General features: G+C 58.8%; 19 protein-coding genes. 9 read left to right on the forward strand and 10 right to left on the reverse strand.

Annotated features, from left to right (window positions below; genetic code table 11):
- The first annotated feature begins 79 nt into the window (after positions 1-79).
- From A8B84_RS13960 to A8B84_RS13970, 3 genes are all read left to right on the forward strand, one after another.
- A complete protein-coding gene (locus tag A8B84_RS13960) occupies positions 80-691 on the forward strand; it encodes a Yip1 family protein (protein ID WP_064229743.1) in 612 nt (203 codons plus the stop codon).
- A 215-nt stretch (positions 692-906) separates the two neighbouring features.
- Entirely contained in the window at positions 907-2,649 is a 1,743-nt protein-coding gene (locus A8B84_RS13965; RefSeq protein ID WP_064229744.1) for an alkaline phosphatase D family protein, read from the forward strand.
- A gap of 107 nt (positions 2,650-2,756) precedes the next feature.
- A complete protein-coding gene (locus A8B84_RS13970; protein ID WP_064229745.1) occupies positions 2,757-5,483 on the forward strand; it encodes a cation-translocating P-type ATPase in 2,727 nt (908 codons plus the stop codon).
- Here A8B84_RS13970 and A8B84_RS13975 read toward each other — a convergent pair.
- On the reverse strand, positions 5,464-7,881 hold the full coding sequence (locus tag A8B84_RS13975; RefSeq protein ID WP_064229746.1) for a xylulose 5-phosphate 3-epimerase: 2,418 nt from the start codon (positions 7,879-7,881) through the stop codon (positions 5,464-5,466). The two genes, A8B84_RS13970 and A8B84_RS13975, sit on opposite strands and share 20 nt — an antisense overlap.
- Positions 7,882-8,185: 304 nt before the next feature.
- Between A8B84_RS13975 and ilvD the strand changes: the two genes are divergently transcribed.
- Positions 8,186-9,874, forward strand: a complete 1,689-nt coding sequence (gene ilvD, locus A8B84_RS13980; RefSeq protein WP_064229747.1) for a dihydroxy-acid dehydratase — start codon at positions 8,186-8,188, stop codon at positions 9,872-9,874.
- Positions 9,875-9,886: 12 nt separating this feature from the next.
- Here the strand turns inward: ilvD and A8B84_RS13985 are convergent, their stop codons facing one another.
- A complete protein-coding gene (locus A8B84_RS13985; protein ID WP_064229748.1) occupies positions 9,887-12,490 on the reverse strand; it encodes an EAL domain-containing protein in 2,604 nt (867 codons plus the stop codon).
- A 289-nt stretch (positions 12,491-12,779) separates the two neighbouring features.
- Here A8B84_RS13985 and pbpG point away from each other — a divergent pair, with 289 nt between their 5' ends.
- Complete coding sequence (pbpG, locus tag A8B84_RS13990) at positions 12,780-13,667, forward strand: D-alanyl-D-alanine endopeptidase (RefSeq protein ID WP_227512840.1); 888 nt, start codon at positions 12,780-12,782, stop codon at positions 13,665-13,667.
- Between the two features lie 19 nt (positions 13,668-13,686).
- Complete coding sequence (locus A8B84_RS13995) at positions 13,687-14,166, forward strand: asparaginase domain-containing protein (RefSeq protein ID WP_064229750.1); 480 nt, start codon at positions 13,687-13,689, stop codon at positions 14,164-14,166.
- 1 nt (position 14,167) lies between these two features.
- Here the strand turns inward: A8B84_RS13995 and A8B84_RS14000 are convergent, their stop codons facing one another.
- The 3 genes from A8B84_RS14000 to A8B84_RS14010 all read right to left on the reverse strand — a co-directional run bounded on the left by A8B84_RS14000 (position 14,168) and on the right by A8B84_RS14010 (position 17,207).
- Positions 14,168-14,860 (reverse strand): pseudouridine synthase, encoded by a 693-nt coding sequence (locus A8B84_RS14000; protein ID WP_064229751.1) that lies wholly within the window; start codon positions 14,858-14,860, stop codon positions 14,168-14,170.
- A gap of 5 nt (positions 14,861-14,865) precedes the next feature.
- Positions 14,866-15,894, reverse strand: a complete 1,029-nt coding sequence (locus A8B84_RS14005; protein WP_064229752.1) for a metal-dependent hydrolase — start codon at positions 15,892-15,894, stop codon at positions 14,866-14,868.
- A gap of 62 nt (positions 15,895-15,956) precedes the next feature.
- Complete coding sequence (locus A8B84_RS14010; RefSeq protein ID WP_064229753.1) at positions 15,957-17,207, reverse strand: lytic murein transglycosylase; 1,251 nt, start codon at positions 17,205-17,207, stop codon at positions 15,957-15,959.
- A gap of 229 nt (positions 17,208-17,436) precedes the next feature.
- Here A8B84_RS14010 and A8B84_RS14015 point away from each other — a divergent pair, with 229 nt between their 5' ends.
- Positions 17,437-18,315, forward strand: a complete 879-nt coding sequence (locus A8B84_RS14015) for a response regulator (protein ID WP_064229754.1) — start codon at positions 17,437-17,439, stop codon at positions 18,313-18,315.
- On the opposite strand, the gene phoR is transcribed toward A8B84_RS14015, so the two are convergent.
- The 5 genes from phoR to A8B84_RS14040 all read right to left on the reverse strand — a co-directional run bounded on the left by phoR (position 18,312) and on the right by A8B84_RS14040 (position 22,513).
- On the reverse strand, positions 18,312-19,631 hold the full coding sequence (phoR, locus tag A8B84_RS14020) for a phosphate regulon sensor histidine kinase PhoR (protein WP_064229755.1): 1,320 nt from the start codon (positions 19,629-19,631) through the stop codon (positions 18,312-18,314). The two genes, A8B84_RS14015 and phoR, sit on opposite strands and share 4 nt — an antisense overlap.
- 53 nt (positions 19,632-19,684) lie before the next feature.
- A complete protein-coding gene (phoB, locus tag A8B84_RS14025) occupies positions 19,685-20,377 on the reverse strand; it encodes a phosphate regulon transcriptional regulator PhoB (protein ID WP_064229756.1) in 693 nt (230 codons plus the stop codon).
- 77 nt (positions 20,378-20,454) lie between these two features.
- A complete protein-coding gene (gene ubiA, locus A8B84_RS14030; protein ID WP_064229757.1) occupies positions 20,455-21,342 on the reverse strand; it encodes a 4-hydroxybenzoate octaprenyltransferase in 888 nt (295 codons plus the stop codon).
- Between the two features lie 69 nt (positions 21,343-21,411).
- On the reverse strand, positions 21,412-21,975 hold the full coding sequence (locus A8B84_RS14035; RefSeq protein WP_064229758.1) for a chorismate--pyruvate lyase family protein: 564 nt from the start codon (positions 21,973-21,975) through the stop codon (positions 21,412-21,414).
- A complete protein-coding gene (locus A8B84_RS14040; protein WP_064229759.1) occupies positions 21,956-22,513 on the reverse strand; it encodes a hypoxanthine-guanine phosphoribosyltransferase in 558 nt (185 codons plus the stop codon). Before A8B84_RS14040 ends, A8B84_RS14035 begins: the two co-directional genes overlap by 20 nt.
- 265 nt (positions 22,514-22,778) lie before the next feature.
- On the opposite strand from A8B84_RS14040, the gene A8B84_RS14045 reads away from it, so the two are divergent.
- Positions 22,779-22,946, forward strand: a complete 168-nt coding sequence (locus A8B84_RS14045) for a rubredoxin (protein ID WP_008173532.1) — start codon at positions 22,779-22,781, stop codon at positions 22,944-22,946.
- A 58-nt stretch (positions 22,947-23,004) separates the two neighbouring features.
- Entirely contained in the window at positions 23,005-24,159 is a 1,155-nt protein-coding gene (locus A8B84_RS14050; protein WP_064229760.1) for an NAD(P)/FAD-dependent oxidoreductase, read from the forward strand.
- The last annotated feature ends 45 nt before the right edge of the window (positions 24,160-24,204 follow it).

Below are 24,204 nucleotides of genomic sequence, written 5' to 3' on the forward strand. Positions count from 1 at the left end.
GTAAGGAACGGTTGCTGATCTGACAGTCTCCGGATCCCGTATTTCACAATACCAACAACAGCAAAGAAGGGGGTTGTCCATGCTCCTGTCACATGCGTTCGGTCTCTTCACCCATCCTGATGAAGAGTGGGCTTCCATACGAAAAGAACATGAAACACCGCGCCGGGTCTATGTTGCCTATGTGCTGATTCTGGCAGCCATTGCACCCATCTGCGCTTACATCTCGACGGCCTATTTCGGCTGGACGGTGGGCAATGAGCGGCTGATCAAGCTGACCGAGATCAGTGCAATGCAGCTCAGTGTGCTTACCTACCTGGCGATGCTGGTGGGCGTCTTTGCACTGGGCTATGCCATCAACTGGATGGCGAAAACCTATGGCGCCAAGGAAGAGCATGTGCCCTCCAACGGCATTGCCTTGGCCGCTTACTCCTGCACGCCCCTTTTCCTGGCGGGTTTTGCCCTGCTGTATCCGGTGCCCTGGTTCAATGCCATCGTCTTCCTGGTAGCTGCTTGTTACGGGGCTTACCTCATGTATGACGGGCTGCCGATTGTCATGGGTATCGAAAAGGAACGGGCGGTCATGTACGCCGGTGCGTTGCTGACTGTCGCCCTGGTGATCCTCGTATCCACACGGGTCGGTTCGGTCATTCTCTGGAACTTTGGAGTGGGGCCTGTATTCATCAGCGGATAGGCAGAATCCAAACGGAACGCCAAGGGGAGCCAGGAGCTCCCCTTTTTTATGGATTCTGGCATTTACCGCGCGCTTGTCGTGATTTGCCATCCCCCTGTCGTAATTTGGCAATGCGTTCTTAACGAAGCCCGACTAGGTTCTTCAGTTGGAGTAGTACCGGCAAAGGTCACAGGGTGCCGAGGCTACGAAGGATGAACGCAGGGGAAGACACAACAATGAAACGACTGACACGACGGGATTTTCTGAAGGCATCGGCCATTGGCATGGGGGCAGTGGTGGTCTCTACCGGCCTGGCAGGCTGTGTGCTGGACAGCTCCGATGAACGAACAATCAGCTTCACTCACGGTGTGGCCAGTGGCGATCCGCTTGCCGATGGCGTCATGCTCTGGACCAGGGCAGCGCCGGCGAATGGTGGGGCCCCTGTCGGCGTGGCCTGGGAGGTGGCGACGGATGAAGGTTTTGAGAACCTGGTGCATTCCGGCACGGCAGAGGCCGCTGAAGCCCATGATTTCACCGTCAAGGTGGATGTGCGCGGGCTGGCGCCCGGGCAAACCTATTATTACCGCTTCCAGACAACGGACCGTCAGTCACCGGTGGGCGTAACCAGGACACTACCGGAGGGCAGTGTCGACTCGGTGCGCCTGGCTGTGGTGTCCTGTTCGAACTACCCGGCCGGTTACTTCAACGTCTACCGGGAAATCAGTAAACAGGCTGATCTGGATGCTGTGGTGCATCTGGGCGACTACATCTACGAATACAGCTCCGATAGCAGCAGCTATGCGGCACAGGATGCTCAGGCGCTGGGCCGTACCTTCCCGGAGGACAACAACCTCGAGCTGATTGAACTGGTGGATTATCGCAGGCGCTACGCTGCGTACCGGGCAGACCCGGACCTTCAGTCCTTGCATGCCAGGGTTCCGTTTATCGTGGTGTGGGACGACCACGAGGTGGCCAACGACACCTGGGAGGAGGGCGCTGAAAATCATAATGACGGAGAAGGCGATTTCACCGAACGCAAGCTCAATGCCCTCAAGGCCTATTTCGAGTGGATGCCGATCCGTCCTGTGTTCGAGGGCAGCGACGAGGCCATTTTCCGGACCTTCCGGTTCGGCAATCTGGTGGACCTGCACATGCTGGATACCCGCATTATTGGGCGCGACCAGCAACTGGACTACATGGACTACTTCACGGGAGAAGGGCTGGATGCCGTCCGCTTTACTGAGGATGTTGGCAGTCAGAACCGCACCCTGCTGGGCGCAGAGCAGCTGCTCTGGCTGCAGTCTTCCCTGAACTATTCCACCGCAACATGGCAGGTGTTGGGGCAGCAGGTACTGATGGGCCGAATGAATCTGCCCGCGGAGCTGCTGGTGGCCATTGCAACTGAGCAGTTTGACGGTCTGCCGGAAAAACTGGCGGAACTGGCCCAGCTCAAAGGCCGGGAGCTCCAGGGGGATCCGTCCCTGACCCCAGAGGAATTGGCTCGCATCAATACAGTTGCCCCCTACAATCTGGATGCCTGGGATGGCTACCAGTATGAACGGGAAGTGGTGCTGGGTACTGCCAAGGCGCTGAACAAGAACCTGGTGGTGCTGGCGGGGGATACCCATAACGCCTGGGCCAACAATCTGAAAGACATCCAGGGCGACCAGATTGGCGTGGAGTTCGCCACAGCCTCGGTGACATCACCCGGTCTGGAGGAGTATCTCGGCATCCCGGATGACATGATTCAGGGCGCTGAACAGGCCATCAGTCTGCTGGTGGATGATCTGGACTACCTGAATGTGAATCAGCGCGGCTACATGTTGGTTACCTTTACTCCGGAAGAAGCTCGGTCGGATTGGTATTTCGTGGACACCATCAAGTCAAAGGATTATCAGATCGATGCGGCCCGCACTGCCTCCCGCAGGGTGTTGCCCGGACAGGGCAATCGTACTGTGGAGCCTGTAAACGCCGTATAGGGCGACAGGCAGGCCATTAGCTATCCTGTCCTTGATGCAGCGCAAACCACCCCGGATGCTTTCCGGGGTTAAATGGTGATGTTGCAACGGCAGGGAGCTTTCAGGGTATGGCCGAATCGATGGAACAAAAAGGCAGCGAAAGTCAGCAGTTGGAGCTCGAATGGCATGTGCTTCAGCCTGCTGATGCCCGGCAGCATCTGAAAGCAGAGGCGCCTCTGTCTGATGATGAGGTTTGCGCTCGTCTGGCCAGCCATGGCCCTAATGCGCTGTCGGAGGCTCGTGCAAAGGGGCCGTGGGCGAGGCTGGGCCGACAACTCAAAAATTTCCTGATTTATGTGCTGTCGGGGGCCGCCGTGATTACGGCCAGCCTGGGCCACTGGGTAGATGCAGGCGTTATTCTCGCCGTCGTGGTTATCCAGACCCTGGTGGGTTTTGTCCAGGAGGGCAAGGCCGAGCAGGCCCTGTCGGCCATTCGTCACATGCTTGCCCCAAAAGCCAGGGTGGTGCGGTCCGATGGCCAGCATCAGATAGACGCTGCAAGCCTGGTTCCGGGTGATACGGTGCTGTTGGAGCCAGGGGACCGGGTGCCCGCCGATCTTCGTCTGGAGAAATCCCACAACCTGAAAATCGATGAGGCCATTCTCACGGGTGAGTCCGAGGCGGTTGAAAAATCGACAGAGGCGGTCAATGCAGACGCTCCCTTGGGTGACCAGTCCGGAATGGCATTCTCCGGCACCATGGTTGCAACCGGCACTGGTCGAGGCGTGGTGGTTCGGACAGGCGCCAGGACAGAAATCGGCCGTATTTCCGGCCTGCTTGCCCAGACTACAACCCTGAAAACCCCCTTGCTGGAGCAGATGGACAGGTTTGCTCGAATCCTGTCCATCGTCGTTATTATTGCCGGCATAGCGATTTTCGTCGGCGGTTCCGTGTTCAGTGGGCTGCCATTCCGGGAGCTTTTCATGGCGGTGGTTGGCCTTACGGTTGCTGCCATTCCCGAGGGTTTGCCGGCGATTCTCACCATTACCCTGGCCATCGGTGTGCGCCAGATGGCACGTCGTCAGGCCGTGGTCCGTCGAATGCCGGTTATCGAAACCCTGGGAGCGGTGTCGGTGATTTGTTCGGATAAAACCGGAACGCTGACCCGCAATGAAATGATGGTAACCCGGGCGGTGTTGTCCGGGGTCCGGCTGGAGGTGACCGGCGAAGGCTATGATTTTGATGGTTCGGTGAGTGGCGAACAGGGGCATTCGTCGGACTCCGTCCTGCTGGACGAACTTGCCCGGGCAGCGGCCCTGTGTAACGACGCCCATGTCCACCATGATTCCGGCCGGGTCAGGGTCACTGGCGATCCCATGGAGGCCGCGCTTTCGGTGTTCGCCCGCAAGGCCGGTTTTGATGTTGAAAAAAGTGCCGCCGACTGGCCCCGGAAAGATGAAATTCCGTTTGATACCGAAAATCGCTTCATGGCCACGCTGAACCATGATCACCACGGGCATAGCGTGATCTACTTGAAAGGAGCACCAGAGCGAATCCTGGATATGTGTGCCAGCGAGGTTGGCGAATCAGGGGATGCCGGGGAACTGCGCCGGGATTTCTGGGAACAGGTCATTACAGAAATGGCCTCGGATGGTCTCAGAGTGCTGGCCCTGGCGCGAAAACCGGCAGAGCGGGGCATCGGTGAACTGGCTACTGAGGACCTTGAACAGGGGGCAGAACTGCTCGGCCTGGTCGGGCTTCTGGACCCGCCCAGGCAGGAAGCTATTCGGGCGATTTCGGAGTGCCACGATGCCGGAATCCGGGTCAAGATGATTACCGGTGATCACGGGATAACGGCAGGCGCTATTGCCCGCAAGCTGGGGCTGAAAAATACCGAGCGGGTGCTGACCGGTAAGGAGCTGGACCAACTGGATGATAATCAGCTTCGAGATCTGGTTGGCGAGGTGGATGTCTTCGCCCGGACCAGCCCGGAACACAAGTTGAGACTGGTAACCGCACTCCAGGCACTGCATGGGGTTGTGGCCATGACCGGGGACGGGGTGAACGATGCCCCGGCACTCAAACGGGCGGATGTAGGGATCGCCATGGGTGTGAAAGGCTCGGAGGCGGCCCGGGAAGCATCTTCAGTGGTGTTGCTTGATGATAACTTTGCCAGTATCGCCGCGGCCGTGCGAGAGGGTCGAACTGTTTATACCAATCTCAAGAAAGGCATCGCCTTTATGCTGCCGATAAATGGGGGCGAATCCATCAGTCTGATCACGGCCTTGCTGTTGGGGCTGACGTTGCCAATTTCTGCCTTGCAGATTCTCTGGGTCAATATGGTCAGTTCGGTGGTTCTGGCGATGACGCTGGCGTTTGAGCCCGCGGAGCCGGATGTCATGAAACGCATGCCCAGAGCCCGGGATGAGTCGCTGTTGAAGGGGTTTGTGGTCTGGCGTGTGGTGTTTGTTTCCTTGCTGTTTCTGGTGGGGATCTTTGCGGCCTGGTATTGGGCCATCCACCACTACGGCGATGAGAATACGGCCCGAACGCTGGCGGTCAATACTTTGGTCGCCATGGAGATGTTCTACCTGTTTGCTGTGCGTTACCTGGATTCGGCATCGATCACCCTGCGGGGGGTGCTGGGCACACCGATTGTGCTTCTGGCGGTTGCAACCGTGATTGCGCTGCAGTTGCTGTTTACCTATATGCCGTGGTTTAACGAAACCTTCGGCACACAGGCGCTGAGTCTTGAAATGCTGGGGTTCGCAACTGTGGCCGGGGTGGCTGTTCTGGTGATTCTGGAAATAGAAACGGCGTTTAGAAAACGCCTGCTCAGGGCAGGCCCCGGGTAATTACCGCCGGATCGCCCCGGCCCTCCACCGCCGCCAGCTCGGCACTGGAAAGCCATTCTCCCGGTGGCTTGTCCATAACGCTGGCACAGGCGGCCAGGGCATGGCCCCAGGAACAACCGTTGGCGAACAGCATGCCAGCTTCATTCAGGGTACCGCCACGATTGATGTAACCCAGAACCCGGGCCTGCGACGGTTCCGGGAACAGTGGAGATAGATGGCCCCTGAATACCTCAGGGCGCATGTGCGTGAGGGCAACCCGTCGGTGAATGCGATGGGGGAACAGGCGCTCCCTCTCGAATTCCGACAGGCAGACCTGGGCTTCCATCGTGTCTCTCGGCTGGCGGAATCTGCCGGGCTCCTGGATATAGACCAGCCGGAAGGGTGTGCCGGTTTCCCGCAGGCGTTCACATGCCCGTATGGCTTCGGATAGCTGATAGGCGCCATTGGCCATGAGCAGCAAAGGCTCGCCAGCGGAGGTGTCTTCGTCCACCACCAAGGCACCGTGCCTGGCTAATAGTTCTGCTTCCCGCATGTCAAAGACGCAGGGGCGCTCCCGTTTCGGGATCACCATACAGGTGATCTTGCCCCGCTCACTGAATACCGATGGCAGCGTCGCCAGGGTGCTGTTGTAGTCTGCCGGAAACAGCACCCGGGATACGTCGTTCATCTCCGCGAGCATGCTCTCGCAGAAGGTGGTGTCCTGATGGGATTGCTCGTTCTTGCCGTTCTCCCAGGTATGTGAGGTGGCGATAACCGGCAGGCCAAGCCAGCGCGCCGGTCGGCCCACTTCCTTCTGGTGCCGGGCAAAGATCAGCTCCTGCCGGATGGCGCCGAGCATCTTTACGCAGAAAGCCTCATAGCTGGCTACCAGATTCAGGCCCGCCTTGTTGGCCAGGCATGCCGATACCACAGCCTCTTCGTTGAGCGCGGTGATGATCTTGCCGTGGACCGATTCCTGGTCGTTCTCTGGATCGTTTACCCGGTGCTTCAGGTCGTCCAGGACGCCGCCGAGACGGTTGCTTGCCAGCTCGTCCGGATTGCCCACTCGGGCCCTGAGCCCGGGGTTTTTAGCCACCAGTGCCCGGAAAAAGTCATCCACAGCCTTCATTGGGGAAATGCAGTCCGGATTGGCCGGTAGCCGGGGGATCACGGGATCCGGCGGATTACGGGTCGCGAGGGCATGATCCCGCTCCAGGGGGCGTGATTGTCCAGCGTGCTGGTTCAGTTGAGCGATACAGCTCTGAAGTTGGTCCGGAGCCACCCACAATCTCGCTACATGTTCGTTAAACAGCTCCCTGGCCCGGGCGTCCATACGCGGGTTTCCGGGCAGCGGCAGGTTGTGGGCCGCATTGCTGCTGGCGCCATAGAACCCGTAACCCTTGGTGGTTTCTGCTATGCCATAGGGCACCCGAACCGGGTAGCTGCTTTCACCTCGTAGCGCGGCCTCGCCATTGGTGGTAAGGGCCTGTTCCATTTCGTAAAGAGCACAGACAAAGGCTGCAGGATCCCGGCCGTCAAAACGAAAGGGCACGAAGCCCCGGTGCTCAAGGTGTGCTTCAAAACGCTCGAGACCTTCTCGGGTGCCCAGCTCCGTGCGCTGTTCGATCCGCCGACCGTTGGCAATCATGACCGGCATGACGGCTCCGCAATCCTCGGCGCGCCACCAGCGTGGGATCCAGTCGCTGCCGCGCTGCTCCTCGGCGGCGCCGTCTGAAAGAAAAGCGATCAGAGATTCGCCGGGCAGAGGCATGTGGGCATATTGAAGTTCGGCAAAACCCAGGTAACCACCTTCCAGAATGCCGCCGGCGGTGTGCGGATTGACATGGCTGCCAAGGGGAGCAGCCATTGTGCCGTCCGGCTTCTGCCGGTAACTGTAGAAATCGGCCACCAGAGTGGACAGCCCGTCAGGCCCGCGGTAACGCTCCGCCTGTTCCGGATGCAGGTTTCCGGTGAGTACATTCAGGGCGTCTACCGCTGCCACGCAGTGCCCCTGGCCCATCAGCCAGCTGCGTGTGCGCCCGGTCAGATTGTTCAGGGCCAGATAGCCGGCATAAGCCGGCACCATGTTCAGCGCGCCGCCGGTGTGTCCTTCCGGATTGGTTTTGAAATCCTGGGGCGCCAGGGGCTGACCGGAGACATCGACCTTGCGGGCGTAAGTCATATGAACCACCAACCACAGCCCGGCACTGGTCAGCCGGTCAAGATCGGCAAGCCTGCGATAAACGGTGGCGGTGTCTGGCTGGTGCCCGGCGGCAACCAAGTGCTCTGCCAGCATCCTGGCCTGATGTTTTGTGGTTTCGTTGTGCTGGATGACGCCATAGCCGTCGCACCAGCGCCGGTAATCCGGGCAGTCTGACGCGGTGTGATCCACCGGTGCTGTTTGAATGGGCGATGGCATGATGTGCATCCATGGTGTCAGTGTGTCAGTGGATTTTAAAACCACCGCTGTTAGCGGCCATTGATGCAGATCAGTCGAAACTGCATATTTCTGCGGACGACTCCAGGAGGAGCGGGTGGGTGGAAGGCTCTGCCAAAATCGTGCGGAGCCATGGATGGCGGAGCCGAGCGTACAGGGACGTATTTACAGCGTATTTTGGCAGAGCCTTCCACCCGGCCGCGTGCAGGCTCACTCGCCTGCCCGTTGCCGAATGCCATGGTTTCTGAGAGTCTGGTCGGATAAGCCATCTGTAAAGGAGACTCCCATGACGCAAGACAAGAATCAGGACAAGCGCCGGAAATATTCGGCACCGGTGGTCGATGGCATTGGCAAATCCGCCAGTCGCGCCATGCTTCGTGCGGTCGGGTTTACTGATGAGGATTTCAGAAAGCCCCAGATCGGCATTGCGTCTACGTGGAGTAACCTCACGCCCTGCAATATGCACATCAATCAGCTGGCCGAAGAGTCGGCCGCCGGCGCCGATGAGGCGGGCGGCAAGTCGCTGATCTTCAATACCATCACGGTATCGGACGGTATTGCCAATGGTACCGAGGGTATGAAGTACTCCCTGGTGTCCCGGGAGGTGATCGCCGATTCCATTGAAACCGTTGCCGGCTGTGAAGGATTCGATGGCCTGGTGGCCATTGGTGGCTGCGACAAGAACATGCCCGGCTGCATGATGGGGCTGGCTCGCCTGAACCGGCCTTCGGTATTTGTCTACGGTGGCACCATTATGCCCGGTGAGAACCATACCGATATCATCTCTGTTTTCGAGGCCGTAGGTGCCCATGCCCGTGGTGACCTGGACCTGATTGAGGTCAAGCAGATCGAGGAAACCGCGATCCCCGGGCCGGGTTCCTGTGGCGGCATGTATACCGCCAACACCATGGCGTCGGCGATTGAGGCCATGGGCATGAGCCTGCCGGGCAGCTCCGCCCAGAATGCGGTGTCAGACACCAAGGCGGCGGATTGTCGTGGTGCCGGCGCAGCGGTGCTGAATCTGCTGGAGAAAGACATCAAGCCCAGCGACATCATGACCCGGAAAGCCTTTGAGAATGCCATCACCGTGGTGATCGCCCTGGGTGGCTCCACCAATGCGGTGCTGCATCTTTTGGCCATGGCCAGCACGGTCGGTGTCGATCTGGAGCTCGAGGATTTCGTCGAGATTGGCAAGCGGGTGCCGGTGCTGGCGGATCTGCGCCCGAGTGGCCATTACATGATGTCGGAGCTGGTAGCCATTGGCGGTATTCAGCCGCTGATGAAGATGCTGCTGGACAGGGGGCTATTGCACGGTGACTGTCTGACCGTAACCGGCCAGACCCTGGCGGAGAACCTGGCCGATGTTGCGCCCTATCCGGAGGGGCAGGACATCATTCACGCCTTCGATAATCCGATCAAGGCGGACAGCCATCTGCGCATCCTGTTCGGGAACCTGTCGCCCACTGGCGCGGTGGCCAAGATCACCGGCAAGGAAGGCACGCACTTCACCGGTCGAGCCCGGGTATTCCATTCGGAAGAAGAGGCCCAGGAGCGAATTCTGGACGGCACGGTGGTGGCCGGCGATGTGCTGGTTATCCGTTATGAAGGTCCCAAAGGCGGCCCGGGTATGCGGGAGATGCTCAGCCCCACCTCCGCCATTATGGGTAAGGGCCTGGGTAGCGATGTGGCGTTGATTACCGATGGTCGGTTTTCCGGCGGCAGCCACGGGTTCGTGGTTGGCCATATCACACCGGAGGCGGCGGAAGGTGGTCCGATTGCGCTGGTCGAGGATGGCGACACCATTACCATTGATGCCGTCAGTAACCGGATTGAACTGGATGTCTCCGATGAAGAGCTGGAGCGCCGGCGCCAGGTCTGGCAAAAGCCGGCGCCCCGTTTCATCCGGGGCACATTGGCGAAGTATTCGCGAACAGTAAGTTCTGCCTCAAAAGGGGCAGTGACCGATTTGCCTTGATTGAGCTGGAGCTCATGTCTTCAGCTGTTCCGGCTTGCCCCAGTAGTATCCCTGGCCATACAGGCCGGGGAACTGCTGTAGCCAGGCGGCGATAGCTTCCTCCTCTACACCTTCGACCACGACATCCAGGTCCAGAGCCTCACCCAGGTCAAGCGCCGCTCGGAATATTCGCTGTCGAGCGGGTTCCGTGAGTATGTCACTGAGAAAACTCCGGTCGATTTTTAGCTCGTCCAGCTCGAATGTGGCAAGGGTTCCCAGCGACGAGTGCCCGGTTCCAAAATCATCGACGGCAATTCTGAAGCCACTTTGGCTCAGGGTCCGAATGACGTCTTTTGCCAAGGCTGTGTCAGCCATCATCGCTGTTTCGGTAATCTCCAGAATAAGATCGGAAGGTTGTGCCCCATGGTGCTGCACAATCGCCTTCACTTTTTCCAGAAAGTCCGGATGGGTAAGATCGTTTGCAGAAATATTGACCGCAACGGCAATGTGGTCCCCGTGACAGGCCTTCAGGGCGCTCATATCTTCGCAGACCCGGTCGACCACCCAGAGCGTAACGTGGTGAATCATCCCGACCTGTTCGGCTAACGGGATCCATCGATCCGGAGCAACCGTGCCGAAGTCCGGGTGTTGCCAGCGTATCAGGGCTTCCACCGAAGCAATACTTGCGTCCTGTATTCGCACGGTTGGTTGGTATTCCAGCCAAATGCTGCCATCACCCAGTGCCTCTTCGATATCCAGCATCAGCATTTGCTGCTGGTACTGCCAGTCCGCGATAGCCGGGTCGTAAACCGTAAGGGGCTGATGCGTATCCAGGGCAGCAAAGCCAGCGGATGAAAGGATTTCTGACGCGTCGACCCCATGCTCCGGAGCATGGGCGATACCCACCGATGAACTCCAGGATAGCGAGAATCGGCCTTCGCGGAAGTTCTCTCCCAACCAGTTCATGAGTGTTTTCAGTTTTTCCGGGTAAGTGTCCGGAGCGTCACTGTGGTAAAAGGCGAAGGCATGATTGCTGGTGTCAATGCTGGCGAGCGCATAGCCGTCAATCATGATCAACTGATCACCCATGATCCGTTTCAGGAATCCGTCGAGCTCCCACAGATAACTTCTGAGCAGATCCTCTGCCGTCCGATAGCCGAGAGCCTGTTCGATTTCGTTAAACCGTGTCAATTGAATCATGGCGACGGTGTAGGGCTGTTGTTGGCTATCAAGCTGATCCAGTGACTCCTCCAGCATGGCCCGATTGGGTTTGCCGGTAACACTGTGGGTTTTGAGGAGTTGTTTGTAATTTTGCTCAACGTGAGATCGCAGCGTTTGTTCCTGGCGGGCCCGAATATCGGAGGCCAGCCTTTTTTTGCGCTCTTCCAATATCTGACGGCCAATGCCGCTGGTCAGGATCAGAGATGCGACCGCTGCACCGATAAAGAATGCGGAATCGGTAAAACTGTTCACCGGGACCCAGCCGACAGTCCGTGCCGCCGAGATAATTGTACCCAGGAGAATGAAGAGCAGTGATAACGCAAAGTAGCGGGCATACACCTCGTGTTGGGCCTGTTTGAGAGCAAGGCCCAGAATCATCGAACCACCTGCCAGGGCGATTATCAGGAAGGAGTCCTGACCGACCAACGGAAGCCGCAATGGCATGGCCAGCAAATGTAAAAGGGCGAGCACACTCGTCGCATTAAGTAGCAGTCTCGGGAGTTTGGAGACGTGGATAAAGTTTGGCGTGATTTGGCAGAGTGAGATGAGGCAAAGACAAAGGCTGATGTTTAGTACTGCGTTAATTTCGGGGAAGTTTGGCCAAATTAACCATAGCCCGAATCCTTCCATAACAAGTTGCACGTGGATAACGGATAGAGTGAGAACGCCCAGCCAGGCCAGCCCCGGCAGCCTGAATTTCATCATGAAACTGAGGTTCAGCAGCAACGCGAAGACCAGGAGGCCGGTGATGAACGCCTTCCAGGTCATGGTGCCTGCGATGCTGCTTACAACGTTGTTCGGTTCCAGAATGGTAATGGGCAGTAACGTGGGGCCGGCATTTTGAACCTCGAACAACAGTATGGAAGTGCCCGTCGGTAATGAAACCGGCCAGATCCACGGTGGTAGTGAAATCAACCTGTTACCGGACGGGTAAAGGTCTCCCATTTCGCGAAGACGCTGGAAAACGCCGTTTTCATCGAGAATGGCGGGCCTGAGCCGATCAATGTAAGGCGCAGATACAAGCGCCCACTGTTCGACGTCTGTGGTTCTGGGGTTTTCCACGGTTACCTTGAAGGTGACGGGGCCATTGTAATAGCCAATGCCGGAGTTCTGTGACGGGGCCGCTTGCCAGTTTTTCTGCCGCCAGTTTTCGTCGTCTATAATCTGTTCCAGAGGGGCAACCAGGTAGTCGATCTGTTCAATGCGGGAGGACTGGGACGTTGACTCGGGCGAGTCGACGTGCGACAGCGGAGAAAGAGGGCTTTCAGGTCCATGGAGGAGGCTTGCGAGCAGACCGTATGCCATAGCAGCGAAAAGAAACAGGAATGGCAGCCACCGTCGAAAAGGTGTCAGCCCGGATTGGGCTCGGAGTTGTGACAGCACGGCTTTTTCAGTCTGATCTGTGCTGTCATCCATATGAAGCGACGGTCCCACTAAGAAGTGTTTTCTGACTCGATGAATCAGGCCGAATTTTAATGGTTTTCCAACTCCCTTGCATTTGCTATATGAAATTGGCGCAAGAAACTTTTCACCTGATCAAACAAGGCATTCGCTGGTATAGTTAACCCTGACCATCATATCTGTAGAAGCCTGTTTCCGGACCGGTTGCGCGATGCATGAATAAATCACAGGATCTGTACAAATGAGACTCGCCGGCTTTTCCCCTTTCGTGATCTTGATGTTGCTCTGGCTGCCTGGATCGCTTATGGCCCATCAAACGGGGGGCGATTCCCAAAAGCGGGCCGCAGAAACAGAAAATGGACCCAGACTTGCGTCGGTGAATGCCGCGGTTGCTGTGGCTGGTGATAGCGAGCTGATTTTCGGCAAGAACGCCGACCGTTCCGTACCCATTGCCTCTGTCACCAAGGTCATGACCGCGCTGGTCGTGCTGGAATCTGGCGAGCCGCTGGATGAATGGCTCACCTTTCATGAGCGGCATACGCCCGCCGCCGCCAACGCCTACAGCCGCATCCGTATTGATTCAGAGATGCGTCGCAGAGATGTACTGCGCATTGCGCTGATGTCCTCGGAAAATTTTGCCGCCTACACGCTGGCCCGCAGCCATCCGGGTGGATTCGATGCCTTTATTGAGGCCATGAACGCCAAGGCCGTGGCCCTGGGAATGACCGGCACCCGGTTTGTCGATCCCACCGGGCTGTCATCGGAGAATCTTTCAACCGCAGCGGATCTTGTGAAGCTGGTAAACGCGGCGGCTGACTATCCGGAAATCCGGGAATACTCCACCACCGGTTATTTCCGTGGGCAGTTCCGGCAGCCCCGTTACAGCCTGTCGTTCGGGAACACCAATGCCCTGGTGCATCGGGATAGCTGGGGAGTGGCCCTGAGCAAAACCGGCTATCTCTCCGAGGCCGGTCGCTGCCTGGTGATGATCTCGAAGATGAACGGCAAGGAAGTGGTGACCGTTCTGCTGGATTCCCTTGGTACCCGCTCGCCGATGGGCGATGCCGGACGGATCAAGCGCTGGCTTGATACCGGAGCCCGGGGTTCCGTGGCTGCTGCGGCGCGGCGCTACGAACAGGAAAAGAACGCGGCCTACGCGACCGCAGGCAACAGCACGGTCAGTGTGAACTGACCCTGAAAGGAATCCCGCCATGATCCAGATTTTCACCACCGGTGGCACCATCGACAAGGTGTATTTCGATGCCAACAGCGAATTCGAGGTGGGGCACAGCCTGCTGCCTGAGCTGCTTTCGGAATCCAATATCCATGAGGGCTATCGCCTTCGGGAGCTGATGCGCAAAGACAGTCTGGAGATGACTGATGAGGATCGCCAATTGGTATTTGCGGCGGCCAGAGAATGCGATTGTGACCGCATCGTTATGACCCACGGTACCGATACCATGGCGGATACGGCTGCGGTGTTGGCCAATCTCAAGGATAAAACCATTGTACTGACCGGCGCCATGCAGCCGGCCCGCATGCGCCGCACCGATGCGGTGTTCAACGTCGGGTTTGCCTGGGCCGCGGTGCAGTTGCTGCCACCGGGGGTCTACATCGCCATGAATGGCGAAGTGTTCGAGGCCGGGGCCGTGCGCAAGAACCTGCAGGCACAACGTTTCGAGCGGACCTGATTCAGGCCAGGCTGTCTTTCTCCTGGCAGGTCAGTTCCCGATAATGGCCGGGCTTCAGCGCCTTATCCAGTTCGACCTGCCCGATACGCACTCGGTGCAGCGCCTCGACGTGGTTGCCGACCGCCGCCAGCATGCGCTTGACCTGATGGTAGCGCCCTTCCGAAATTGTAAGCTCAATGATCCGCTCTTCCAGAGTCTTTACCCGGGCCGGCCGCGTGGGCTTCGGGTCGTTGTGCAAATCCACCCCACGTTCCAGTTGTTGTGCCGCTGCGTCGGTCAGTGGTTCGCTCAGCGTGACCTGGTAGGTTTTGGGGCAATCGGTTCGCGGTGAGGTGACCCGGTGCGACCACTGACCATCGGTGGTGAGCAACAGTAAGCCGGTAGTGTCTGCGTCCAGGCGGCCGGCAATGTGGAGGTTTCGGGTGATGTCCACAGGCAACAGGTCCAGCGCCGTTGGGTGATCGCTGTCTGTTGTCGCACTCACCACGCCAGCCGGCTTGTTCATCATCAGGTAGCGCTCGCCTGGAAGAGTCAGCAGGGCGCCGGCCAAGGCCACCCGTTCGCCGCCGGTTAATTGGGTGTTGGCGCTCTTGCAGGTTTGTTCATCAACCGTTACCTCCCCACGACTGATGGCCCGTTTGGACTCTTTTCGGGAGAGTTCGGTGCTGTTGGCAATAAACTGGTCCAGTCGCATGGTATTCAGCAGCGTTGTCCCGGAGCCGGTGAGCTCAGGCTGGCCAGGCAGAGCACCGGGGTTTCTCCAGTCATCCGGGACCAGAGCAAAGCCAGAGCTTCAGTGTTCACATCGGGGCGTGGAGTCCGGAAGCTGGCCGTGGGATCGATGCCGCTGCCATTTCGGGTCGCCAGAACAAAGGTAAAAGGGTGAGCGCCTGGGATGCCCAGCCGGATGTCGGTAGCCGTGATGCGGTTGCCGACCTCGTTGTAGTCCAGGAAGCCCCGGGTGAACCATTCCAGGCGCTGAGCCTCGGGCAGGTCCGAGACTGCCTTCGCCAGATCCGGGCGGCGCGGAAAATATTCAAGATTCAAGGGCGTATCACCGTCCAGGAAGCCGGTAACAATCTCTACCCGCTGATCACCCTGAAGAGCCGTGGCGCGCCACAGCAGGGTGTTGAAAGGCATGGGTTGAACCAGCAGATCGGGGTTTTCAAGTCCTGCCTCTGCGAGCGCCGGTTGCACCCGTTGGGTAATGACCTGTTGGGCCAGGACGCTCCAGCCCAGGTACAGGGTGGACACGACCAGCCCCGCAACTACCGCTGATTTGGCTGGCGGTCGGGCAAGAAAAAACAGGCAACCGGCCAGGAGGGGCAGGGTATAGAGCGGATCGATTATAAAAATGCTGCTGATGGCCACGGGAGGCCCGATGGGCCAGAACAGCTGGGTGCCATAGGTGGTGAAGGCGTCCAGCAGTGGGTGGGTGATCAGGATCAGGCCAGTCAGCGCGAGCCATCGCTGGAAACCCAGTTGCGGCTTCCAGCGCCAGAGTAACCAGGCAAGGGCCACCGCCAGAGGAGCCAGAATGAACAACGAGTGGCTGAAACCCCGGTGCTGGGTGAAATTGGCCACCGCCGTCCCATAGTCGATGACAACATCCAGATCCGGCAGGGTGCCCAGCACGGCGCCAGTCAGCAAAACCGAGCGGCCGAGGGTCTTGCCGGCAACGGCGCCGGCCAGGGAGGCGCCCAGGGCGGCCTGGGTTATGGAATCCATGTCAGATCAGTCTCGCGTCAAAATAGTTACCTGCAATAGTAGGCCGCCGGCACTCCGGTGGATCACTGGCCAGCAGGTATCCCCAGCTCCGCCAGAACCGATTCACCGGGATAGCCATCGGCTACCAATTTGTTGGCAGACTGAAACTGCCGGATCGCGGACCGGGTTGCCGGGCCCATGATGCCATCGGGGTTGCCAGGCTCATAGCCGCGTTGCTGAAGGGCTTTCTGCAGACTGATGATATTGTCGCGGGACAGTGCCGGGGCATCCTCGGGCGGCGGGTTCTGCAACTTGCCGGCACCGGCAATCCGGTCTGCCAGATGGCCAACGGCAATGGCGTAGAATTCGGAGCGGTTCCAGCCCATGATCACGCGGAAGTTGTCATAGGCGAGAAACGCCGGGCCACGGTGTCCTGCGGGTACCACCAGAGCGGCATCAATCGGTTCACGGGCCAGCGGATTGCCAAAGGCATCTGTGATTCCCATGTTGCGCCATTCCGCCAGCGGCAGACGACGCCCGTCCGCCAGGGAATAGTCGAATTTCTCGGGCAGAAGCACCTCACGCCCCCAGCGATAGTCGCCGTTCCAGTTCATGGATTCCAGGAACCTGCCGGCAGACATCATGGCATCCGGCAGGCTGTTCCAGAGATCCCTGCGGCCATCGCCGTCGGCATCCACTGCGTGTTTCAGGAAGACGGTGGGCATGAACTGGACGTGTCCCATGGCGCCGGCCCAGGAACCTTCCATCTGGTCTGCCGGTATGGCGCCCTCATCAATGATGCGCAGGGCCGCGATCAGCTGCTCGGTAAAGAAGGTACTGCGGCGGGGATCGCAGGCCAGGGTTGTCAGGGAGCTGGGCACCGGCATCTTGCCGAAATAGCTGCCAAAATTGGTTTCCAGGCCCCAGAAGGCCACCAGATAAGGCGCGGGCACGCCGGTTTCCCGGGTGACTCTGGCCAGCAGCTCCTGGTGTTCCTCCAGTAGTTCACGGCCCTTGCTGACCCGGGCCTCGTTAACCCGCCGGTTCAGGTAGTCGGCGAACGTAGTGGTGAACTCCGGTTGCCGACGGTCCAGTTCGATCACCCGTGCCAGATGCTGAACCTCGGACATCACCTCGCTGGCGGTCTTGCTGCTGACCCCGGCGGCAATGGCCTGTTCCTGAAGCCGGGCTTTGCACTCAGCAAACCCCGCCGGCTCAACCTCAGGGTTGTCCTGGGCGAGGGCCGGCAGGGACACAAATGACAGAAAACCGGAGAAAAACAAGCCGCGGGTAAGGCAGCCCTGGCGAAGAATCCTTGCAGGTCTGGTCAGCACACAAAACCTCTATCAGGCTGATGGTGGTGGAATAGTCCTGAGCCCATGTTAGCGCGTTTTTCAGCCGGAGAAACACTGTCCGGGCCCCGGTGGAGTGACAATTCTTTAACCTGACGGTTCCCGGCAAAAGGCGATTGTCGTCTTTTTGTTGCCGACAGGTTCCTGGTGCGGGGCTTTGTTCTATAGTTGGACCATAGAAACGGGTTGTGGATAGGGGAAGGTCTGAACTATGGCAATGCTGAAAGCGCTGGTCGTGGATGACGCCAGCTTTGTACGTGATCTGGTCAAACGAACCGTGCGCCAGCGTTTTCCGGTGATCGAAACAACCGATGCCCAGAATGGCCGGCGGGCCCAGTCGCTGATGTCCCGGACCGCGTTTGACCTGATACTGTGCGACTGGGAAATGCCCGAGATGTCGGGCCTGGAGCTGTTGCAGTGGATGCGCCAGCAGCCCCAGTACGAAAACGTGCCCTTTATCATGATTACCAGTCGGGGCGACAAGGATCATGTGATTGAAGCGGTGAAGGGAGGCGTTTCCGAATACCTTGGTAAACCGTTCAGCCCCGAGGGGCTGAGCAAGAAAATCATCAAGGTGATGGGCCGCAAACTGAAAGACGCCATGGACCGGAGCGGCAAGTCCATGGCAAGCCCTGCCGATGCCTTCAAGGAGTCCGCCAACCTGCTGACCCGCAAGCCGGAGTCCATGGCGGAGAACCCTGCCGCTTCAACCCTTTCGTCACCTGCGCAGGCAGCTCCTGTGGCAACGCCCAAACAGGCCCCGTCCCGCGGTTCGATGAGTATTGCCTCCGTGCGTTTTGCAGAAAGCACCCTGAAATCGGTGGTCAAGGATATCAATCTCACTGAAGTGCGGGTGATCGCCAAGCGGGATCAGGTGTTCCCGGGGATTCTCGACCAGGCAGTGGTGGACATTGAAACAGGCGAGGGTCAGATGGCCCGCCTTAATGGCTACGTGCACCAATTGCAGGCCGTGGACAAACGCCAGGACACTGATTTTGTCAGCGTCACCATCCGGTTTGTTGATGAAGACCCGAAAAAGCTTGAGGACCTGTCGAGGTTCGTCGCCCGTTTCCGGGCGGGGATGCGCTAGCTTTCCGCTTTCTCCGGGATGCGTTCGACCAGCCGTTCCCGGGGAAAATGGCAAATAAATTCACTGCCCTCACCAATCCGGCTGCGAATCTCCAGATTGCCATCGTGGTTGAGCAAGACGTGTTTAACGATTGCCAAGCCAAGACCTGTGCCGCCAGTATCCTTGTGGCGGCTAGGGTCGGCCCGGTAAAAGCGTTCTGTCAGGCGCGGTATATGGACCGGGTCAATGCCGATACCGGTGTCCTTCACCGACAGATGGGCGCCTTCCCGGTTGGTGGACCAGGATACGCTGATCTGACCGTTTGCCGGCGTGTACTTAACCGCATTGAAGATCAGGTTCGAGAATGCGCTGCGCAGCTGGCTTTCGTCCCCTTTCAGCAGGCGGTGGTCGCCGATATGCACGGTAATCTCGTGCTGTTTTTCGCCACTGAGTGCCCGGGCGTCATGGCAGATCTGAGCCAGCAGCTGGTCCACGTCCGTGAGCGTGTCGTTGACCGTCTGTTCACCGGTTTCGATTCGTGAGAGAAGGATCAGATCGGTGATCAGGGCTTCCATCCGGGATGACTGGGCGGCCATGGTGTTAATGGCGCGGCGCCACTTGGGCGGCAGGTCGGCGGCGTTGTCCACCAGAGTTTCCAGGTAGCCGCTGATGACCGTAAGCGGCGTTCGCATCTCGTGGGACACGTTGCCGACGAAGTCCCGGCGCATCTGTTCGAGCTGATACAGACGAGTCACATCCTTGGCGACGATCAGTCGGTCGTCGTCACCGAACAGGCTGATCTGGATCTGCAGGTGAATGTGCGGTTTGGCCGGGGAATGGATTTCCAGGGGCTCCCGATAATTCCGGGAATCGAAGTAGGTCTTGAAGGCCGGGGTGCGGATCAGGTTGTGAATGTACTGGCCCTGGTCCGTGTTGCGCCGAAAACCGAGCAAGTATTCGGCGGAGCCGTTCCACCATTCCATGGCCCCCCGGGAGTCGGTCATGATCACACCATCACGCATGGCGTTGGTAGACTCCTGCACCCGGTTGATCTGGGCCCGCAATCGGTCCTGGGTTCTCAGGTGGGTCTGGTGAAGTTTGTGGAGGTTGTCGAAGATATCACCCCAGAGCCCGATGCTTTGGGGCGCTTCGTCGGTGGCGCTCGGGTTGGACAGCCACTGGTAAAGGCGCCGTGCCTGCACCAGAGTCCACCACAGATAGACAATCAGCCCGAAGGTCAGGCCGTAGACAGGCTCACCGAAGTAAAGGCCAACCAGGGTGGAGCCAATCAGGCCACCGATAATGTAGCGCAGGTATCGTGACCAGTTGTGCTGCATCAAAAACTGCCTTGTGTCCGTTCCGGGGCTGATGCTCAGCTGGCCGGAGTTACTTACGCGGCTCTGGTCGAGAAACGATAGCCGGTTCCACGTACCGTCTGGATCAGGTGGTCGTACTTGTCGCCGAGAGCCTTGCGAAGCCGGCGGATGTGAACATCGACTGTTCGTTCCTCAACATAGACGTTGCCACCCCAGACCTGGTCCAGAAGCTGGGAGCGAGTATATACCCGTTCCTGGTGAGTCATGAAGAACTGAAGCAGTCGGTACTCGGTGGGACCCATGGTGAGGGCTCCCTCCTGGGTGGTAACTCGATGACCGACCGGGTCCAGAGTCAGCCCTTCCACTTCAATCGGGCTGTCCACGCCCGGCGGCGTCGCGCGCCGCAGGACCGCTTTCAGGCGGGCAACCAGTTCCCGTGGGCTGAATGGTTTGGTGATGTAATCGTCGGCACCAACCTCCAGACCCTGGATCTTGTTGTCTTCCTCAACCTTGGCGGTGAGCATGATAATAGGAATGTCTGCGGTCGCCTCCTCTTTTTTCAGGCGACGAGCCAGCTCCACGCCACTGGTGCCGGGTAGCATCCAGTCCAGGAGCACGAGATCCGGGTGTTTGTCGACAATCAGGGCATGGGCTTCCCGGGCGTCCGCTGCCTCCAGATAGTCATAATCCGCCATTTCGAGAGCCACGGCGATCATCTCGCGGATCGGGGCCTCGTCATCGACGATCAGGACAGTTTTTCCAGTCATGAGCTTTTAACCTGTGTCAGACCTTGGTTTGTTGCTGCCTCATTACAACGTCCAAGTGTTACAAGTATATGACAGGTTCAGCCAATGATGAGGTCAATCACCAGACCTGCGAAAACTGCGAAACCGGCCCAGTTGTTATTGAGAAACGCTTTGAAGCAGCCCTCACGTTCCCTTTCACGCGCCAGATACTGGTGGTATACGAACAGGCAGGCCATGGCCACGACGCCCAGGTAATAGAACGTGCCCAGTTCAGCACGATGGCCCACCATGATCAGGATCAGCACCACCATGCCCTGGAGCATGCCAATTATCGTCTTATCGGCATCGCCGAACAGGATGGCCGTGGACTTGATGCCCACTTTCAGGTCGTCGTCCCGGTCCACCATGGCGTAAAGGGTGTCATAGGCAACGGTCCAGAGGACGTTGGCCGTGAAGAGGAGCCAGGTGAGCTGGCTCAGTTCGCCCGCTTCCGCCGCCCAGGCCATGGGGATGGCCCAGGAAAAGGCTGCTCCAAGGAACAGCTGCGGCAGATGGGTGTAGCGCTTCATGAAGGGGTAAATAAACGCCAGCAGGGCACCGCCGAAGGACAGGTACAGGGTCAGCGAGTTGGTGAACAGAACCACCATCAGGAAGGAAACCAGACACAGGCCGGCGAACAGCGCTACCGCTTCCCAGGGTTTGACCCGGCCGGCGGTTAGCGGGCGATCCTTGGTGCGTTTGACGTGCTTGTCCCAGTCGCGGTCGGCAAAGTCGTTAATGGCACAGCCGGCAGCGCGCATAAAGAAGACGCCCAGGGTGAATACAATTACATTGCCGAGCCCGGGGCTGCCATCGCCCGCCAGCCACAGGGCCCAGTAGGTCGGCCACAGCAGGAGGAGGGTTCCGATTGGCCGGTCGATTCTGAGCAAGCTGGCATAATCGGCCAGCCGGCGCTGGATAGGTTCTGGCACAGCGTCAGGCAGCATGGCGTGCGTCCGTCTGGTGTTCTTCGAATTGAATAAGTGCAGGGATTATAGCCAGTCGCAGGAGGCCGGTTAAAGCGTGTTTCGCTGAAACAGGGCTGGCAGCAGGTATTCACCAACCAGCAGGGAGCTGTTGTGGCCACTGAACAGGGAGCGCCGCGCCAGTTCTGGCTGGGCGGGTATAACCGGTTTGCAGAGGCCGGTTTCCAGTGGGCCCCGTTGCCAGTGGGGGCTGGTGAACAGATAGGCGCCCAAAGGCCGGTTGCCCAGGTGCAATAGCCGTCGTCCCTCGCCTTCCAGGCATCTCAGGGGAATGACCGTTCTGGCCAACACCCAGGGCTGGTTGTCACCACAGAGGCTGACCTCCCGTATCCAGGCGTACTGGCGGTGCGGGATGTTGAGGCGTCTGGCCTCTTCTTTTGTCGGCGTTGCAAACCCCTCGCGGCGAACCTCAACGTGGAAGGAGCGGCTGCATTGCTTCTGCAGCGCGCGGGTAAACGAGCCCTCCACCTGCAGCCAGTAGCGGGCCGGCCCGTGAACGTCGGGGTTTCGGAGGCCGGCAGCCGTCAGTGATTGATACCAGTCCGTCGGGGGTATGGTCAGGCGACTGTCGATGTCAGAGACCCTTGACTGCATAGATGCCGGGCGCATTACGCCAGTAGCCTTTGTAGTCCATGCCGTAGCCGAACAGGAAGCGGTCCTCCACTTCCAGGCCAGTGAAATCGGCCTTCAGGTTCGGGCGGGCTTTGCGGTCATGTTGCTTGTCGACCAGAACTGCCGTCAGTACCTCACTGGCACCGTGGGCACGGCAGTAGTCGGCGATGGCGCACAGGGTAGTGCCCTCATCAAGAATGTCATCGACAATCAGGATGGTGCGGCCGTTCATATCTGCCTCGGGCTGGAGCTTCCACTCAAGGATGCCGCCGGTGGTTTCCTGACGGTATCGGGTGGCGTGCAGGTATTCGGCCTGGACCGGAAACCGGAGCCGGGGTAACAGTTGTCCGGTAAGGATCAGCCCGCCGTTCATCACGCAGAATAACAGGGGGTTACTGTCTTTCAGTCGGGCGGTAATATCGTCGGCCAGGTTGCCTATTGCAGTCTGTACCTGCTGTTCATCGACCAGGCAATCGGCTTCGGCCATTACCTGGTTCATTTCGGCGACGGTATCGGTCATATCGGTCGGTCCTGTCGTAAAACGGGCGATTATACCGGAGAGGCGCAACAGAAGGGAGGGGCGGTCCCTGTTGTCAGGTCTGTAATTGTGGCTATTGGCAGAAAACTCCGAACTGGACCGTCGGCATTGGCATTGGTCAATTCCGGGGCGATGGGTATGATGGCCTGATTCGACAGTTGTTCGTATGTGTAATGCGAACAAAACACTTGCGTGCATGATTGTCTGACAATTACTATTGCGGCCGGATGATATTGGGAGAAAACCTATGAAGAAGTGGCAGTGCGTGGTTTGCGGTCTGATTTACGATGAAGCCGAAGGCTGGCCCGAGGACGGCATTGAGCCCGGCACCAAGTGGGAAGATGTTCCGGAAGACTGGGTCTGCCCGGATTGCGGTGTCGGCAAGGAAGACTTCGAAATGATCGAGATCGGCTGATATTACCCGGCACGGCAGGTGAAACCCGCCAAGGTTCGTAAAATACAGGAACGCGGTTATGACTGAACAGGCCCCCATCGTTATCGTTGGCACCGGTTTATCCGGCTATTCGCTGGCACGGGAAATCCGGAAGCAGGACAAAGAGACCCCGGTTCTGATGTTGACAGCCGACGACGGCGTGAGCTACTCCAAGCCCATGTTGTCCACCGGCTTTACCAAGGGGAAGGATGCCGACGGGCTGGCCCAGGGCGGGACCGACGCCATGGCGGGGCAGTTGAATGTCCGGATCCGGACCTTTGCCACGGTCACCGGAATTGATGCCGACGCCCACGAACTCATTCTCGGTGATGAACGGCTTGCCTACAGCAAGCTGGTCCTGGCCTGGGGCGCCGATGTGATCCGGCTCGGCCTGGACGGTGATGGTCAGGAGCATGTGTTCTCGATCAATGACCTGATGGATTACCGCGCCTTCCGGGAAGCGCTGGGCGAGGGCAAGCGGGTGGCGATTATGGGGGCGGGTCTGATTGGTTGTGAGTTTGCCAACGACCTGCGCAACGGCGGTTATGAAGTTGATGTGATTGCCCCTTCCGAGGAGGTGATGCCCGGACTGCTGCCGGAGGCGGCCGCCCATGCTGTCCAGCAGGAGCTGGAGAATCTGGGGGTAGGGTTTCATCTCGGAACCGTGGTTGATCGGATCGACCGCAGTGGTGACGGGGTCAGTCTGACCCTGGCCAATGGCGAGACTCTGGAAGCTGATCTGGTACTGTCCGCCGTCGGCCTGCGCCCGAGGACGGATCTCGCCCGCGCTGCGGGGCTTGAGACTGCCAGGGGCATCGTGGTCAATCGCGCTCTGGAGACCTCGGCGCCGGATGTCTACGCACTCGGTGACTGCGCCGAAGTAGACGGTCACGTCCTGCTTTATGTTTTGCCGCTGATGGCCTGTTCCCGGGCGCTTGCCAAAACGTTGCTCGGTGAGCGCACCGAAGTGAGCTATGGCACTATGCCGGTGATGATCAAGACGCCCTGTTGCCCCACGGCGGTTTGCCCTCCACCGTCGGAAGTCGAGGGCAACTGGGAGGTTGAGCAGGATGGCAGCAACGTCAAGGCGCTGTTCAAGAGCCCCGGCGGCGATGTCCTGGGGTTTGCGGTAACCGGCAGCTTTGCCATGGAAAAGCAGGCCCTGTCCAAGGAAGTGCCGCCGATACACGGCTGATGCTCCTCTTCTATTCAACAGCCCCGGTTCCACGGGGCTGTTTTG

Source organism: Marinobacter sp. EhC06, from assembly GCF_001650915.1.
Classification (GTDB): Bacteria; Pseudomonadota; Gammaproteobacteria; order Pseudomonadales; family Oleiphilaceae; genus Marinobacter.

What these genes read in the sequence shown, in the direction of transcription:
- A8B84_RS13960 (WP_064229743.1), top strand. Translation starts at nt 80, where the DNA reads ATGCTCCTGTCACATGCGTTCGGTCTCTTCACCCATCCTGATGAAGAG.
- A8B84_RS13965 (WP_064229744.1), top strand. Translation starts at nt 907, where the DNA reads ATGAAACGACTGACACGACGGGATTTTCTGAAGGCATCGGCCATTGGC.
- A8B84_RS13970 (WP_064229745.1), top strand. Translation starts at nt 2,757, where the DNA reads ATGGCCGAATCGATGGAACAAAAAGGCAGCGAAAGTCAGCAGTTGGAG.
- A8B84_RS13975 (WP_064229746.1), bottom strand. Translation starts at nt 7,881, where the DNA reads ATGCCATCGCCCATTCAAACAGCACCGGTGGATCACACCGCGTCAGAC.
- ilvD (WP_064229747.1), top strand. Translation starts at nt 8,186, where the DNA reads ATGACGCAAGACAAGAATCAGGACAAGCGCCGGAAATATTCGGCACCG.
- A8B84_RS13985 (WP_064229748.1), bottom strand. Translation starts at nt 12,490, where the DNA reads ATGGATGACAGCACAGATCAGACTGAAAAAGCCGTGCTGTCACAACTC.
- pbpG (WP_227512840.1), top strand. Translation starts at nt 12,780, where the DNA reads ATGGCCCATCAAACGGGGGGCGATTCCCAAAAGCGGGCCGCAGAAACA.
- A8B84_RS13995 (WP_064229750.1), top strand. Translation starts at nt 13,687, where the DNA reads ATGATCCAGATTTTCACCACCGGTGGCACCATCGACAAGGTGTATTTC.
- A8B84_RS14000 (WP_064229751.1), bottom strand. Translation starts at nt 14,860, where the DNA reads ATGCGACTGGACCAGTTTATTGCCAACAGCACCGAACTCTCCCGAAAA.
- A8B84_RS14005 (WP_064229752.1), bottom strand. Translation starts at nt 15,894, where the DNA reads ATGGATTCCATAACCCAGGCCGCCCTGGGCGCCTCCCTGGCCGGCGCC.
- A8B84_RS14015 (WP_064229754.1), top strand. Translation starts at nt 17,437, where the DNA reads ATGGCAATGCTGAAAGCGCTGGTCGTGGATGACGCCAGCTTTGTACGT.
- phoR (WP_064229755.1), bottom strand. Translation starts at nt 19,631, where the DNA reads ATGCAGCACAACTGGTCACGATACCTGCGCTACATTATCGGTGGCCTG.
- phoB (WP_064229756.1), bottom strand. Translation starts at nt 20,377, where the DNA reads ATGACTGGAAAAACTGTCCTGATCGTCGATGACGAGGCCCCGATCCGC.
- ubiA (WP_064229757.1), bottom strand. Translation starts at nt 21,342, where the DNA reads ATGCTGCCTGACGCTGTGCCAGAACCTATCCAGCGCCGGCTGGCCGAT.
- A8B84_RS14035 (WP_064229758.1), bottom strand. Translation starts at nt 21,975, where the DNA reads ATGCAGTCAAGGGTCTCTGACATCGACAGTCGCCTGACCATACCCCCG.
- A8B84_RS14040 (WP_064229759.1), bottom strand. Translation starts at nt 22,513, where the DNA reads ATGACCGATACCGTCGCCGAAATGAACCAGGTAATGGCCGAAGCCGAT.
- A8B84_RS14045 (WP_008173532.1), top strand. Translation starts at nt 22,779, where the DNA reads ATGAAGAAGTGGCAGTGCGTGGTTTGCGGTCTGATTTACGATGAAGCC.
- A8B84_RS14050 (WP_064229760.1), top strand. Translation starts at nt 23,005, where the DNA reads ATGACTGAACAGGCCCCCATCGTTATCGTTGGCACCGGTTTATCCGGC.